We start from the raw sequence: 16,374 nt of genomic DNA, 5'->3' as shown, positions 1-16,374 counted from the left end.
TAAATTAACACTATCTTTGGAGGTGTTTTTATGTCTCATAAAAATAATAAAAATTCAAAGAAAAATAAAAAATCAGGTCAAAAAACTAAGGCTGAATTAAGGAAAATGCAAGTAGAAACTGCCGATGAAGTTGGATACTCAAAGGAATCTAGAAAACTTGGAAAAGATAAGCCTAGAAAAGAAGATAATTAGAATGAAAAAATAAAAGGATATGTAATCCTTTTATTTTTTTTATAGCTATTTTCTTAAAAAAATGTAATAATACTATTATAAGGATTTAAAACAAGGGGGATTAGAATTGAGTAATTATAATATAAAAGTAGTTATAAACCATCCATTAGAAAGGACTTTTAAAGTTTTTATAGACTTAAATAAAAGAGAGATTCCTAAATTTAATGATAAAGATCCTGTAGGTTGTAGCAATAAAAGAACAATAAAATATGTTGCTAAGCAAAAGATAGAAATGATTACTACTGTTACTGGTTATGAGAAAAATAAATTGTATGAGGTTACTAATACAATAAATGAAGATAGCTATATTTCAAGATATGAATTTAGTGAGATAGATGAAAATACAACAGAAATATACTTAAGTGAAATGCAAAACGTTAAAGGTTTTACTTCTTGGATAACTTTATTATTTGAAAAACTTAGTGCTAAAAAGAAACTAAAAAATAAGGCTAATAATATTAAGGAAGTAATTGAAAGTGAAGTTGAAAGAAGAGATAAAGGAAGTAAAAAATTAGAAGAAACAGATGATAATATAAATGAAATGAATTTAGAATAATGTAAAGCTGCTATACTTTAAAGTATAGCAGCTTATTTTTAGATATTAAAATGCCCAATTACCATTTCTAAATATTTCAATTTCCTTATTATCATAAGTATAGCCAATTATGTTTAAATCGTTTGTTCCTATCATAAAATCAACATGTATTATAGAATCGTTAGCACCTTTTTTAGAAAGTGCCTCTTTGTTTAAATTATCTCCATTAATTAAACAAGTTGGATAAGCCTTACCAAAGGCTAAGTGGCAAGCCGCATTTTCATCAAATAATGTATTATAAAAAATTAAATTTGAATTAGAAATAGGGGAGTCAAAAGGAACTAAAGCAACTTCTCCTAAATAACTAGCTCCTTCATCATTTTCCAATAAATCCTTTAATGTTTCATAACCTTCTTTTGCGTTGAAGTCTATTACTTTTCCATCTTTAAAAGTTAAGGAAAAATCATTAATTAAATTACCACCGTAGCTTAAAGGTTTAGAAGAAGTAACTGTACCATTGACTCCATTCTTTTTCGGTAGTGTGAATACTTCTTCAGTTGGCATGTTAGCATTAAATTCTATTCCTAAATTACATTTTTCAGAGCCTCCAAGCCAAATGTGTTCCTCTGGCAATTCAATAGTTAAGTCTGTTCCGTTAGAGTTTGTATAATGTAATGTTTTAAATTTGCTATTATTTAAAAATTCTAGCTTTTCAGCTATTTTAGCATTATGTTCATCCCAAGCTTTAATAGGATCTTCTTTATCTAATCTTACAACATTAAAAATTACATTCCAAAGTTTTTCTATAGCTTCCTTAGAAGTTGAACCTTCAAATACTTTTAATGCCCAAGCTTCAGTTGGTACTGAAACAACTGTCCAACGAATTTTATTTGACATAGAGTATTCATAATATTCATTTAAAGCTATTTGTCTACTTTTTTGATATGAAGATATTTTTTCCATTGGAATTCCTTTATAAGCATCTGGATCAGAAGCAGAAATAGAAATAACACAACAACCCTCTCTTGCATAAGAATTATAGGATTCAGAAAGCCAATTAGGTACTTCTTTTAAAGTATCAATTGAAGCATGCTCAAGTTTAAGTCTTTGTATATTTTGATCGCCATAGTGAACAATAACTTCTTTTGCACCTTCTTCATAAGCAACTTTGGCTATGGCTCTTGCAAAATCTATACATTCTACAGGGGAATTAACTAATAATACTTGGTTTTTTTGTAAGTTAACACCCTTTTTAACTGCTAATTTTGCATATTTTTCTAACATATTTTTCATATCCATTAAAATCACCTCTAGATTATATTTTATACTTACTATATAATTTATTCTTACATAATATAGTAAAATAGTCTAGTAAAAATATATAAGTATAAAATTTCTTGTCTATAATAATAAATATTAATATAATATAAATTGCAATAATCATAGGAAAATAAGAGGTGAAGCTTTATGTTTAGTTTGTTAAATACACTAGTAGAAAAAAATAGAGAATATGGTAAAGAAGGAAAGGTTGCATCTTATATTCCTGCATTAAGTGAGGCAAATCCAAATGAGCTTGGAATATATGTGGTAGATTCAAGAGGAAAAGAATATTATTCGGGAGATTATAATAAGAAATTTACTATGCAAAGTATATCTAAGATTGTTAGTCTTATTCTAGCTATAAGAGATAATGGAAGACATAATGTGTTTAAAAAAGTAGATGTAGAACCAACAGGTATGGGATTTAATTCAATAGTTAACTTAGAAGCTAGGGATAGCGGAAAGCCATATAATCCAATGATAAACGCAGGTGCCATAGTAACTACTTCATTAATAGATGGAAAAGATGTAGATGAAAAACTTGAAAAAATATTAGATTTCATGAGAACAGTAACAAATAATGATGATATTTCAGTTAATGAAAGAGTATATTTATCAGAAAAGGAAACTGGAAATAGAAATAGAGCTTTAGCATATTTTATGAAGAGTACTGGAGTTTTAGAATGTGATGTAGAAGAGGTCTTAGATTTATATTTCAAACAATGTTCTATAGAGTTAACAGCTAGAGACTTAGCTAGATTTGGGGTAGTGCTTGCTAATGATGGAGTTATTCCATGGACTAATGAAAAGTTTATTCCTAAGGAAGTATGCAGAATAGTTAAAACAATAATGGTTACTTGTGGTATGTACGATGCATCTGGAGACTTTGCTGTAAATGTTGGAATTCCAGCTAAATCAGGTGTTGGAGGGGGAATAATAGCTACTGTACCAAGAAAGTATGGTATTGGAATCTATGGCCCATCTCTTGATGAAAAAGGAAATAGTATAGCAGGAATTAATTTAATTAAGGATTTATCAAAGGAATTAGATCTAAGTATTTTTTAATTTAGTATTAATTAAAATGTAATGATTTATTTCATTAATAATAGTATAATTTATATTAAAAATAGCTTTAAGGAATTAACGCCTTAATTTGGAGGAAAAAATGGAAAGATTATTAATTTTAGATTCAAATGCCCTTTTAAATAGAGCATTTTATGCAATTCCAGAGCTTACAACTTCTGAGGGTATTCATACAAATGCAGTTTATGGATTTGTAAATATGTTATTTAAGATGAAAGAAGAATTAAAACCAGATTATATTGTAGCAGCCTTTGATAAAAAAGGTCCTACTTTTAGACATAAGGAATATGAAGATTACAAAGCAGGAAGAAAAAAAATGCCACCAGAACTTGCGGAGCAATTTCCTATTATAAAGGATTTGTTAGAATTATTATCAATTACAAAATATGAATTGGATGGTTTTGAAGCTGATGATATTATTGGTTCTTTAGCAAAGCATGCTGAAAAAAATAATATAGAAGTTTTTATAGTTACAGGAGATAGGGATGCTCTTCAATTAGCATCTGAAAATATAAATGTAGTTATAACTAAAAAAGGTGTAACTGAAACTGCAACATATAACTATAAAAGCTTTGTTGATGAATTTGGAGTTACTCCTACTCAATTTATAGATGTTAAAGGGCTTATGGGAGATAAGTCTGACAATATTCCAGGAGTTCCTGGAGTTGGTGAAAAAACAGCATATAAATTAATTCAAACTTATGGTTCTATTGAAGAAGTATTAAATAATATAGATAATATTAGTGGGAAGAAATTAAAAGAAAATTTAGAAACATATAGAGAACAGGCTATATTTAGTAAAAAGCTAGCAACTATAATAACAGAGGTACCAATAGAATTTGATTTAGAAGAAATTAAAAGCCAAGATTCTTATAATAGAGAAGGATTAAAAAAACTTCTCTTAAAGTTACAAATGAAGTCCATGTTAGATAAAATCTCAAAAGGTGAGGATATAGAAGAAGAGCAGAGTGAAAATATAGATATTAAGTATATAGATAACTGTAAGGATTTTTTAGATTTAGCTAATTTTCTAAAAGATAGAATTTATATCACTTATGAAGTGAAAAATAGTGAGAAGTATTCAGAAATTCAATTAGTTAATATAAATATATCCTTTAATAAAGAAAATCATTATATAAAGTTTGATGAATTAGTAAAAGAAGATAAAGAAACTTCTTATTTAGCTTTGAAAAATATAATGGAAAATAAGGATATTAAAAAGGTTATTCATGATGGAAAATCTCTAATTACAATACTAAATAAATTAGATATTGCAATTGAAGGTTTTGAATTTGATACAGCAATTGCTGCTTATTTAATAAACTCAGCAAGAAACTCTTATGATTTATTATCATTAATTAATGAATATCTTGGAGAAGATGTTAAAGGAAATGATGATGGATTTAAGTGTAAAATAAATAGCAAGCTTGAAGAAATTTATAATATACTTAGTATTAAGATTAAAGAAGAAAATATGGAAGAACTTTATTATAAAGTTGAGCATCCTTTAATATTTGTTTTATCTTCCATGGAATCTTTAGGTTTTAACATAAATCAAGATATGCTTAATGATTTAGCAGTAAAATTTAAAGAAGAAATAAAAACAACTGAAAAAGAAATCTTTGATTTAGCAGAGGAAGAATTTAATATTAATTCTCCAAAGCAATTAGGTAAAATCTTATTTGAAAAATTAGATTTACCAGTTATTAAGAAAACAAAAACAGGATATTCAACTAATGCAGAAGTTTTAGAAAAGCTTCAAGATAAACATGAGATAATACCTAAGATTACTTATTATAGGCAAATAACAAAACTTAATTCTACTTACGTGGAAGGACTTAAAAATGTTGTAGATGTTGATGGAAAAATACATTCAACCTTCAATCAAACAGTTACTACTACAGGGAGATTATCAAGTACAGAGCCTAATCTTCAAAATATACCTATAAAATATGAAATGGGAAGAGAAATAAGGAAGGTATTTATACCTAATGAAGAAGAAGATATATTATTGTCTTGTGATTATTCTCAAATTGAGCTTAGAGTTTTAGCGGAATTATCTAAAGATAAAAATATGATAGAGGGATTTAAACATCATAGTGATATTCATAGAAAAACTGCTTCTGAAGTATTTAAAGTTCCATTAGAAGAGGTTACTCCATTAATGAGAAGTAGGGCTAAGGCTGTTAATTTTGGAATAGTATATGGAATAAGTGATTTTAGTCTTTCACAAGATTTACATATAACTAAAAAAGAGGCTTCAGAATATATGGAAATATATTTTGATAGATATCCTAAAATAAAAGGTTATTTAGATAGTTTAATAGATGAAGCTAAGGAAAATGGTTTTGTTCTAACTATTTTAAATAGAAGAAGGTTTATACCAGAGATAAAGTCTTCTAATAAAATAGTTAAAGCTTTGGGGGAAAGACTTGCTATGAATGCACCTATACAAGGAAGTGCTGCTGATATTATTAAGTTAGCAATGGTTAATGTTTATAACACATTAAAGGAAAAAGAATTGAAAAGTAAGATTATTTTACAAGTTCATGATGAACTTATATTGAATGTTAAAAAAGATGAGCTAGAGCAAGTACAAAATATAGTTAAAAATGAGATGGAAAAGGTATTAGATATGAATGTACCTTTAGAGGTAGATATTAATACAGGAAATACATGGTATGAAGCTAAATAGGGGGGCCTAGTAAAAATGATAAAAATAGGGTTAACAGGAGGTATTGGTTCAGGAAAAAGCACTGTATCAAAAATGCTTATTAATAAAGGATTTACAGTAATTGATGCTGATAATATAGCAAGAGATGTATTAGTAAAATATCCAGAGATAATAGATAAAATAAAAATAGAATTTGGAACAGGCTTTTTTGACTGGAGAGGCGAATTTAGAAGACGAGAATTTGGAAATCATATTTTTAGGTTTCCAAAGCAAAGAAAAAAATATGAGGAAATTATAATGCCATATATTAAGAGTGAAATATTTAAGGCAATAGAAGAGTATGAAAAAAAAGGTGAGAAACTAATTGTCCTTGATGCTCCAACTTTAATAGAAAATGATCTTCATAATAATATGGATTATATAATAGTTGTTTGGGTTGATAACAATACACAAGTTATTAGATTAAAAAATAGAGATAGATTATCTAGAGATGAAGCTATAAATAGATTGAATTCTCAATTATCATTAGATAAAAAAAGAGATTATGCTCACATAATTATAGATAATAATGGAGACTTATTAAAAACTAAAGAGCAGGTAGATAAGGTAATAGATTTTTTAAATGTAATTAATAAGTAAGGAGAAAAGGATGAAATTTAAGCGTATATTAACTATTTTAATTGCAGTACTTATAGCTTATTTTGGATTTATGTTTGCAATGAAAAAATATGTATATCCTTATAAATATGGTGAATATGTAGATAAATATAGCGAGGAATATGAATTAGATCCTTATCTTGTTTTAGCAGTAATAAAGACGGAGAGTAATTTTGATAAATCTGCAGTATCTAAAAAAGATGCTAAAGGATTAATGCAAATAATGGATACTACTGGGGAATGGGTAGCAAAAGAGCTAGATATTAATTATTTTTTAACCTCAATGCTTTTTGATCCAGAGCTAAATATAAGAATGGGATGTTGGTATTTAAAAAACTTAGAAAAAGAATTTGATGATGACTTAGATTTAGTTTTAGCTGCTTATAATGGTGGAAGTGGTAATGTTAATAAGTGGCTAAATCATGAAGAATATTCTGAGGATGGAGAGACTTTAGATTACATTCCTTTTCCAGAAACAAAAAAATATGTAGATAAGGTAAAGGCGAATTATAACATATATAAGTATTTATATAATAAATAATCACTGATTTTTAATTTAAATAGGACTATGACACTAAAAGCAATATCTTTTACTTTTAGTATCATAGTCCTTAAATTACTTTTTATTATTTTGGAATAAATTATATTTATAATTTTGAGTTTTTAAATTTTCAAATTTAATTGAAAATTGCAGTTATCCATTCGTTAGTTTGATATTTCTCTTCTAATTTAAATCCATGACTTTCAACTATAGATTTTACTTTATCAAAGCTCCATTCAACTAAACCAGATACTAAAATCTTACCATTATTCAATAAGTGATCCTTTATAAATTCCATAAATAATTCAGTTTCTTCTCCGCCTATATTTATGTAAATCCAATCAAACTTATCATTAATTGTTATTTCTCCGTTAAGAGCATTTCCAATTAGAGTTTCTATATTATAAATTCCGTTTAATGAAGCGTTTAAATTTACTTCGCCTTTAACATCTCTAATATCTAAAGCTGTAACCTTAGAAGCACCAATTATTGCAGAAGCAATAGATAAAATACCAGATCCAGTTCCTATATCCAAAACTTTTTTATCAGTTAAATCAATTTTGGTTAAAATAATATTTAATAAGTCTTTAGTTGTTTCATGCAAACCTGTACCAAAAGCACCTTGAGATATGAAAGAAATTTTACTTATATTTTTATCACAAATATCATCATTAGGGGATGCTAGTACCCAGTTATCATTAATTTTAATAGTAGGAAAGTCATAATTTTCATAATCATAATTAACTTCCTCAACAGAAATACAGTCACTATTTAGTAATGAAGAAACCTTTTCCTTAAATGATTCTAAGTAATCTTTATCTTCATCATAAGCAATTTTTATTTCAATTGAATTAACTTCTTTTTCGAAATAGCCATATCCATATTCATCAGTTGTTATTTCTAAAGGGCTTTCATAAAAAACATTGAAGATATCGTTAATTTGTAATATTTCTATTTTTTCATCTAGTGCTTTAAATCCAATATTATAAGTTAATATAAACATAGCTTAATCCCCCGAACTAATTAATTATAACATTATAGAGTATAGATAGATTTTCAGCTAATGTCAAGGAAGCTATTGGAATTATGTAAAAATAATTATAAATTTTTGTATGTAATTTTATCCATAAATAAATTTTATTTTTTTCTTTTTTTCTTTTTTATTGAATATCCAAAGGAACCTAAAGGTTTTGCATTTAATCCAAAGTATTCGCCATGGTTATAACAAATAAGATTTGCTTTATTAAAGCAAATTTTTCCTTTATCATCAATAATATCTTCATTTACCTTAACATTAATAACATCTAGTAAAAACAAGTCATGAGTTCCAAGGGGAGTTATACTTTTTACTTTACATTCAAGAGCTACAGGAGCTAAGTCTATTGATGGTGTACTTATAGAGACTCCTTCATTTAATTTATAACCAAAGTGTTTAATTTTATCAATTTTTCTTCCTGATACTACACCGCAGTAATCAACAAATTTCACCATATCTCTTGAAGGTAAATTAATAACACATTCTCCACTTTCCTTAATATATTCATAAGATAAGCGTTCAGGTCTTACCCCCATAGCTAAGATAGGTTCTTTTGTACAAACTGTACTAATCCATCCTACAGTAAAGGCATTCACCTTATCCTCTTTATTTTTACTAGTAACCACAACGACAGGGGTTGGGTTTAACATTACACTTCCTTTAAAATTTTTCTTTTTCATAATATATCCTTTCTTTAACTATATAATTTTTGAAAAAGATAAGGTAGATTTAGTAACTAAACCTACCTATAAACTATTAATAATATCTTCTTCTACTTCTTCTTTTTCTAGTATTAATTATTCTAATAATAAATAATACTAAAACTAATATAATAACTATAATTAATAATGATAGTAAGTACAATGGTAAGTTGGCTTTAAGAAGTTCCATAGCTGAAATTTTAATTGTTCCAGTAACATCTTGTGAGTAACTAGGTGTTGAATAAGTTAATGTAACTTCCTTATTGCCACTTAATTTCCACGCATCTTTTATATCACCATTATAAGAAATAGTAGCATTTTTATCATTAAAATCATTTTTATAATATTCTACATTTTCATTCACATATATAGGAGCAGTTATTTGTTTTTCGGGTCCAAAGAATCTAAAAGTCTTATAAGTTAAGTCTATAGTACCTACTTCGTCACCAGCATTTTTAAACACTTCTTTTTCTGCACTATAACTGTAGTTTGCTATTTTTTCTGTATCTTCAAAGACATTAAGACCAGTTGCACCATATTCAGATTTAAGAACTACTGTGACTAAATCTCTTCCATCCTTTTCAAAGAAACCAACAAAACAATGACCAGCTAATTCTTCTGTACCAGTTTTACCACCTATATTGCCATATTTACCAAGAATTTTATTTCTAGATTCTATTTGCATTGGAGAACCGGATAAATTAATGGTAGTATCAATATTTTTAGGTGATATAGTATCTCTAACCCATTCATTATTAAATGCAGCAATACCAAGCTTAGCTAAATCATAAGCTGTAGTTTGATTAACTTCCGTATTACTTGGGTTTAAAGGGTCTATTTCAAGGCCGGAAGGATTAACAAAGTGAGTATCCTTAAGACCTAGTTCAGCAGCTTTTTCATTCATCATATTAATGAAATTGTCTACTGTTCCACCAACAGATTCTGCCATTAAATAAGCTGTATCATTTGCAGAGAAAATTAATACTGCTTTCATAGTATCTTCTGCTGATATCTTATCACCAGATTTTAAAGCTTTATAATTATTTAATGAAGTTTCCTTTACCTTTAAAACCGTATCTGAAAAAGTGAGCATATCTGCTTTAGATTTGTTTTCAGCAAATAGTAATGCTGTCATTAATTTAGTAGTACTTGCAGGTGAAAGTTTTAAATCAGCATTTTTAGAATAAATAACTTCACCTGTATTAATGTCCATAGTTATAGCAGCTTCGCCTATAATTTCTGGAGCTTGAATATTTGTCTCTTGTGCACTAACTTTATTAGCAAGTGGAGCTAATAGTGAAACAGAAAGAGTAAGTGCTAGCGTTTTTAATAAGTTTTTTACCTTCAAGTTCATCTCCCCATTTCTTTAGAATTTAAATTGTTATGTATACTTACTTTAACACTGTTTACAGTATAACATCTACCATAAATAATAACAATAATTAACCTTGTTGTTAAGTGGTTTAAATTACATATAATATAAATTTAATAATTGAACAAAATAGAATTATATAAAGGAGGTGGTTATTATAATAAAATTTAGAAATTTTGTTATTTTATTAATTTTTTTTCTAGTAACATTTAGTAGTAATTATATCCAGGTTTCAGCTCTGTATTCAGAGAAAATAAATAAAACACTTTACTTAACCTTTGATGATGGACCATCAATTAATGTGACAAAGGATATTCTTAAAATATTAAAGGAAAATAATATAAGGGGGACATTTTTTGTAGTTGGAGATTCTGTGAACTTATATCCTCATTTAATTAAAGAGTTAAATGAAAATAAAATGTGTATAATGCCTCATTGCAATATCCATGATTATAAAGGTATTTATAAAAATGAAGATAATTATTTTGAAGATTTAAATAAGTGTAAAGAAAATATCAATGCAATTATTGGAAATAAGAAAATGAATTTTATAAGGATGCCTGGAGGTTCAGACAATGAAATATGTAGCGATGAAGTATTATCTAAGATTAAGGGGAAAATACTAAATGATGGTGAGAATTATATTGATTGGACAATAGCAGTTGGAGACGCAGAAAATTTTGAGGTTTCAGCAGAACTAATAAAATCAAGAGTTAGAGATGAAGGGGGATTATACAATGTAGAGGTTGTATTAATGCATGATTCAGGTGTGAAAAAGTCTACTGTTGAAGCTTTGCAAGATATAATAAATATTTACAAAGAAAGAGGTTATACCTTTAAAGCTTTAGATGAAATTGAACCTTGGGAAATTGAATATCTTAAGGAAATTAATGTTTTAAATAAATAAAATAGCAAGATAAAAATTTTATCTTGCTATTTTATTTATTTATTTTCTAACTTATCTATTATTACTTTTTTTGCTTTAAGTTCTAAAGTATCGTCTAAAGGTTCTAAATTAATTTCTCCATACTTCTTCGATAATGCAATTTTTAAAAATCTATCAGCTAACTCAGGATTTTTAGATAGAAGAGAACCATGGAAATAACTGCAATAAGTGTTTTTATAAATACAACCTTCATAACCATCTTCACCATTATTTCCATATCCATGAAGGCATTTGCCTAAAGGTTTTAGTCCATTAATATATGTTCTTCCAGAGTGATTTTCAAAACCTACATAAGTTTCATTAAAATCCTCATTATATATTACAGTATTACCTATAAAACGATTTTCTCCAGCTTCAGTATAAATATCTAAAATTCCAAGACCTTCAATTTTTTCTCCATTTGGAGCTATATAATAATTCCCTAATAATTGATATCCACCACAAATAGCGATTACTACCTTTTCATCTTCAATATACTTTTTAAGCATAGGCTTTTTTATAGTCTTTAAATCATCAGAAACTATTGATTGCTCAAAATCTTGACCTCCACCAAAAAATAGAATATCAGTATTTTCTGCATCAAATTCATCATTTAAAGATAAGTTTATTAAGTTAACCTTTATACCTCTTTCTTCTGCTCTATGTTTTAATATTAATATATTACCAACATCTCCATAAACATTAAGTAAGTCAGGATAAAGATGACAAATATTTAATTCCATTTATAGGCCTCCTTTCTTACCAAAGCTTTTTAATATAACCTTTTGAGTATAAGTGTTTTCTATAATTAATCATTGCTGTGTATGTGGCTAGAATATAGATCTTATCATTAGCACTATTTTTAATTTTATTAGTTAATGAATCAAAGCTTTCTTCAATAATAAACTTTTCTTTATTTAGGCCAGCAATTTTAAGTCTTACTGCCATATCATAACATCTAATTCCTGAAATAAATAATTCATCAATATTTAAATCTTGGAGTTTTTCAAAATCAACATCCCAAATCCAAGATACATCTGTACCATCTGCATAGTTATCGTTTAATAAGAAAGCAGTAGAAAAACTTTCTTTGTTTAAACAAAGAGTATCTAAAGCTTGATTATAGCCAGCTGGATTTTTTACTAATATTATTTTAACTTCTTTTCCATCGATGTTTAAAGCTTCCTGCCTTCCAAAGCTTGAGTCTTGATTTTGTAATGATTTTTTTATTGAATCATTATCAATATTTAGTTCTTTAGTAATTGCATAAGCACATAATGCATTATAAATATTATAAACCCCTGATTGGCTTACGGTAATTTCTAAGTCATTTATCTTAACAGTAGAGCTGTCTGGAGTCAATTCTAATATTTCATTTACAGCATATTTTAAATCAGCCCTTTTGAAACCACAGCCTGTACAGTAAAAATCCCCCAAATGATTATAGGTAATATGATTATACTCATAAGGCGATTTACAGAACTTACAGAACTTAGCATCTGCATTGACTTCTATGTTTTTATTTTCATTTATCTTAGCATTGAAGCCATAAAAAATAGTTTTATTAGGAAGATCTAGTTTACCTAAAAGTGATTCATCACCATTTAAGACTAAAGTAGTATTTGGAGAAAGAGTTATACCTTCTAGTATTTTAGAAAGTGTTGTATAAACTTCTCCATATCTATCTAACTGATCTCTAAAAAGGTTCGTTACTGTAATTATTTCTGGAGAAATAAATTCAGTGATATACTTTAGATTGGCTTCATCTACTTCGATGATTGCATAAGATTCTTTCTTAGGATTAAAGAATTTGTAGTTATCTATAAAGGTTGTAACTATTCCTGGAAATAGGTTTGCGCCTGTATTGTTAGTTATTGCTTCTTTTCCAGATTCTTTAACTATATTGTAAATCATACTAGTCGTAGTAGTTTTACCATTAGTTCCTGTAACTAAAACAACCTTATAACCTTGGGAAACCTTTTTTAAAATATTTTTGTCTATTTTTAAGGCTACTTTTCCAGGAAAGGTAGTTCCCCCCTTTAGTATTGTTTTTGTTAGAAAAATTGTAATTTTTGAAGCTATAATGCTTATCGTTGATTTAATACTAATTTTTTTCACCACCTTATAATACTTATCAAATATTATGTACAATAATATCAATAGATAATCAAAGATTAAACTAATATTTGATTTTACTATGAATAGTATATCATAACTTTATATACTTAAAAATAAAGTTATGATAAGATTTTATTAAGAATTATTAAAAGGAAGTGTATTAATTGGAACAATATAATTTTAAAAATAAAGAAAATTCAACTATTATATATTATAAATGGGGAAATAATACAAAACCTAAAGCTATAATTCAATTAGCCCACGGCATGTCAGAATGGGCAGGAAGATATGATTACTTTGCTAATAAATTAGTTGAAGAAGGTTATTTAGTTTATGGAAATGATCACTGTGGGCATGGAAAAAGTAGTGAGAACATTGATAAGTTAGGGTATTTAAATGGTAATGATAAGTTTTATACAATGGTAGAAGATATAAAACATTTAAATGATATTATTAAAAATGAAAATAAGGATATTCCAATTATTTTATTTGGTCATAGTATGGGATCATTTTTAAGTCAAAGATATCTTGAGGAGTATGGTGATACTATAGATGGATTAATTTTATCTGGTAGTAATGGCAAACCAAAATTTTTTACTAAGATAGGATTGTTAGTTTGCAAACTTGAAATATTACTTAAAGGTACGGGGAATAGAAGTAAACTTATGGATAAGCTTTCTTTTGGAGGCTTTAATTCTAGTGTTAAAAATCCACAAACAGATTTTGATTGGTTATGTAGTGAAAAAGCAGAGGTTGATAAATATATAAAAGATGAATTTTGTGGATTTATCTATCCAACAGAATTTTATCAAGATTTAATTAATGGGCTATGGGATATTCATAAGGAAGAAAATTTGAATAAGATAAAAAAAATAGACATTCCAATTTATATACTTGCTGGAGATAGAGATCCTGTTGGATATTTTGGGAAAGGAATTTTAAATTTATATAATACTTATAAAAAGCTTGGTGTAAAGGATTTAAATTATAAATTATATAAAGAAGGTAGACATGAGATGTTAAATGAAATAAATAAGGATGTTGTGATTAAAGAGATAGTTTATTGGATAAATAGTCATAAATTTTGTTGATACTAAATTTTTTAGGGCTGCTTGTTAAAAAATGTTATATTTAAAATATATAATTATATTCACTTATAAAAGGAAATGATGTAAAATTATGTAGTAATGATATTGAATAAGGAGAAAAATAGTGGATTATAATAATTTTAAAGAAAAAATTTATTATATGAATTTAAAAGATATATTAGGGTATAGCTTCATTACTACATGTATATTTTCTTTTGCACTAATAATGTCTTTTTTTAATGAGCAGATTACATATAATTTATTTGATATGTTTGCTCTTATACTAAGTATAATTTTATTAATGTTTTCGATACATCTAGAAAGTATTACTAAAAAGCCAATTTATGGTTTGTTACAATTATATTTTTTAATAAATTGCTTTATTCAAATGATAGCATTAACACCAGATGGATATTTTCAAGTACTAAAGGTTTTCTTGAAAAAAATTGAATATAGCCAAGTTTATAATTTTAGATTCATTAATAGAATATTATTATATTATATGTTATCAAAATATAGAGAGATAGATAATAAGGATAAAAAAATATATATAGAATATTTTAGTATATTAATTTCTTTAACCACGTTAATATATTTAAATTCAAAATATTATTGGATTATAACCCCAATAATATATATTATATCTATTTCAGTATTATTGATATTAGCTTATAAATACATTTACTCATATAATATAGAGTTTAATAAAAAGATAGATTTACTTAAATTAAATTTATTTTTTACAACTTTTGACTATGTTATAAGGATTTTGGCAACTAGATATAGTATATATACTATAAATAATATTTCAGGGGTAGTTATGCAAATAGTTTTTATCTCAACTCTAATTGCTATAATTTTTAATATAACTAAAGAAAATTATAATTTTGTTTTTAAGGAAACAATAGATACAAGTAAACACTTAGAAAATATAAATAGAAAAATAATAAAAAATAATTATAAATTAGAAGAGACTTATAGAAAGTTAAAGGATAAACAGGGGTTATATAAAAGTTTCTTAGGAAGACTACCCAATCCAATAGTAATAATAAATAATAATTTAAGAATTGTTTACTGTAATTCAAAATTTTTGAAAGAAGTTCAAAAAGATAATTTAAGAGAAGTAGTAAATAAAAGAATAGATAATTATATAGATTTTAATTATGATTTAAGTAAAATAGGGAAGGAATTTAAGGGTTCTCCATATGCTTCTACTATTACATTGAACAATAAAAAAATAGAGTTACGGCTATTTAACCTGAATATTGAAGAATTAGAATACATTATATTATTTAAAGATTTAACTGAAGAAATAAAGTTATCAGAAATGAAAGAAGAGCTTGAAAATATTAAAATTAGAGAAGAGATAAAGAAAAATTTTTTATCAAATATATCTCATGATTTAAAAATACCTGTTAATGTAATATATTCAGCTATTCAACTTGAAAAAATATTAATTGATAATAATAATATAGAAAAAATAAAAATGTATAATGATATAAGCAAGGAGAATTGTTTTATATTAACAAAATTCACTAATAATTTAATCGATATAAGTAAAATAGATTCGGAAAATTTACAAGTAAATTTAATTTTAGATAATATAGTTGAGTTTATTGAGGATTATTTATTTTCTTTGTCCCCTTATATTAATAATAGTGGAATTGAAACTATATTTGATACTGATGAGGAAGAAATATATATTTATTTTGATAAAGAAATGATGCAAAGAGTAATATTAAATTTAGTATCGAATTCAATTAAGTTTACAAGTTCTGGAGGAATAATCTCTATTAAGATAAAAAATTTTAAAGATTATGTATTAATAGAAGTAAGTGATAATGGATTGGGAATGAGTAAAGAGTTTATTAATAAAGCTTTTAATAAATATGAAATGGAAAGTAGGTGCAAAAATAATAATCCTACAGGTTTTGGAGTTGGGCTATTTGTTGTATATAATCTAATAAAAGCTCAAAATGGATCCATAAATATCAATAGTGAAGTAGGAAAGGGGACTACTTTTATTATAAAGTTGTATAAGTAAAGGGTGTAATAGTATATATGATTGGGGAGAAGATAAATTATAAACATAT

The 16,374-nt window shown here is 26.2% G+C and carries 15 protein-coding genes; 9 read left to right on the top strand and 6 right to left on the bottom strand.

Annotated elements, in window-relative coordinates; translation table 11 throughout:
- Positions 1–30 precede the first annotated feature (30 nt).
- Together BN6774_RS12635 and BN6774_RS12630 are read left to right on the top strand one after the other, a co-directional pair.
- Positions 31–192 carry a small, acid-soluble spore protein, alpha/beta type gene (locus BN6774_RS12635; protein WP_066894330.1) on the top strand — a complete coding sequence of 54 codons (162 nt, stop codon included), beginning with the start codon at positions 31–33 and terminating at the stop codon, positions 190–192.
- 106 nt (positions 193–298) lie between these two features.
- Positions 299–787, top strand: a complete 489-nt coding sequence (locus tag BN6774_RS12630; protein ID WP_066894329.1) for a DUF3284 domain-containing protein — start codon at positions 299–301, stop codon at positions 785–787.
- A 45-nt stretch (positions 788–832) separates the two neighbouring features.
- Here BN6774_RS12630 and BN6774_RS12625 read toward each other — a convergent pair whose 3' ends face one another.
- The gene (locus BN6774_RS12625) at positions 833–2,065 is read right to left on the bottom strand and encodes an aminopeptidase (RefSeq protein ID WP_066894327.1); all 1,233 of its coding nucleotides are present in this window, start codon (positions 2,063–2,065) and stop codon (positions 833–835) included.
- Positions 2,066–2,233: 168 nt separating this feature from the next.
- Between BN6774_RS12625 and glsA the strand changes: the two genes are divergently transcribed.
- The 4 genes from glsA (at position 2,234) to BN6774_RS12605 (ending at position 7,041) form a co-directional block, all read left to right on the top strand.
- Positions 2,234–3,151: a glutaminase A gene (gene glsA / locus BN6774_RS12620; protein ID WP_066894325.1), complete on the top strand. Its 918-nt coding sequence runs from the start codon at positions 2,234–2,236 to the stop codon at positions 3,149–3,151.
- A 100-nt stretch (positions 3,152–3,251) separates the two neighbouring features.
- On the top strand, positions 3,252–5,864 hold the full coding sequence (gene polA / locus BN6774_RS12615; protein ID WP_066894323.1) for a DNA polymerase I: 2,613 nt from the start codon (positions 3,252–3,254) through the stop codon (positions 5,862–5,864).
- 15 nt (positions 5,865–5,879) lie between these two features.
- Positions 5,880–6,482, top strand: a complete 603-nt coding sequence (coaE, locus tag BN6774_RS18645) for a dephospho-CoA kinase (RefSeq protein WP_066894321.1) — start codon at positions 5,880–5,882, stop codon at positions 6,480–6,482.
- Between the two features lie 10 nt (positions 6,483–6,492).
- Positions 6,493–7,041, top strand: a complete 549-nt coding sequence (locus BN6774_RS12605) for a lytic transglycosylase domain-containing protein (RefSeq protein WP_066894319.1) — start codon at positions 6,493–6,495, stop codon at positions 7,039–7,041.
- A gap of 136 nt (positions 7,042–7,177) precedes the next feature.
- On the opposite strand, the gene BN6774_RS12600 is transcribed toward BN6774_RS12605, so the two are convergent.
- The 3 genes from BN6774_RS12600 to BN6774_RS12590 form a co-directional block, all read right to left on the bottom strand.
- Positions 7,178–8,044 carry a 50S ribosomal protein L11 methyltransferase gene (locus BN6774_RS12600; protein WP_066894317.1) on the bottom strand — a complete coding sequence of 289 codons (867 nt, stop codon included), beginning with the start codon at positions 8,042–8,044 and terminating at the stop codon, positions 7,178–7,180.
- Positions 8,045–8,178: 134 nt separating this feature from the next.
- Complete coding sequence (locus BN6774_RS12595; RefSeq protein WP_066894315.1) at positions 8,179–8,757, bottom strand: flavin reductase family protein; 579 nt, start codon at positions 8,755–8,757, stop codon at positions 8,179–8,181.
- Positions 8,758–8,833: 76 nt separating this feature from the next.
- On the bottom strand, positions 8,834–10,132 hold the full coding sequence (locus tag BN6774_RS12590) for a D-alanyl-D-alanine carboxypeptidase family protein (RefSeq protein ID WP_235829616.1): 1,299 nt from the start codon (positions 10,130–10,132) through the stop codon (positions 8,834–8,836).
- Between the two features lie 166 nt (positions 10,133–10,298).
- Here BN6774_RS12590 and BN6774_RS12585 point away from each other — a divergent pair, with 166 nt between their 5' ends.
- Entirely contained in the window at positions 10,299–11,057 is a 759-nt protein-coding gene (locus BN6774_RS12585) for a polysaccharide deacetylase family protein (RefSeq protein ID WP_084767012.1), read from the top strand.
- Between the two features lie 35 nt (positions 11,058–11,092).
- Here the strand turns inward: BN6774_RS12585 and BN6774_RS12580 are convergent, their stop codons facing one another.
- Both BN6774_RS12580 and BN6774_RS12575 read right to left on the bottom strand, forming a co-directional pair.
- A complete protein-coding gene (locus tag BN6774_RS12580; RefSeq protein WP_066894311.1) occupies positions 11,093–11,818 on the bottom strand; it encodes a type 1 glutamine amidotransferase in 726 nt (241 codons plus the stop codon).
- Between the two features lie 16 nt (positions 11,819–11,834).
- Positions 11,835–13,193 (bottom strand): Mur ligase family protein, encoded by a 1,359-nt coding sequence (locus tag BN6774_RS12575; protein ID WP_066896660.1) that lies wholly within the window; start codon positions 13,191–13,193, stop codon positions 11,835–11,837.
- A 164-nt stretch (positions 13,194–13,357) separates the two neighbouring features.
- On the opposite strand from BN6774_RS12575, the gene BN6774_RS12570 reads away from it, so the two are divergent.
- Complete coding sequence (locus BN6774_RS12570; RefSeq protein ID WP_066894309.1) at positions 13,358–14,284, top strand: alpha/beta fold hydrolase; 927 nt, start codon at positions 13,358–13,360, stop codon at positions 14,282–14,284.
- 121 nt (positions 14,285–14,405) lie between these two features.
- On the top strand, positions 14,406–16,325 hold the full coding sequence (locus BN6774_RS12565) for a sensor histidine kinase (protein WP_066894307.1): 1,920 nt from the start codon (positions 14,406–14,408) through the stop codon (positions 16,323–16,325).
- Positions 16,326–16,374 lie beyond the last annotated feature (49 nt).

The organism is Clostridium nigeriense, from assembly GCF_900086595.1.
Classification (GTDB): Bacteria; Bacillota; Clostridia; order Clostridiales; family Clostridiaceae; genus Clostridium; species Clostridium nigeriense.
Note: the sequence above shows the minus strand (reverse complement) of the source record. Positions and strands in the feature narration are given on the sequence as shown.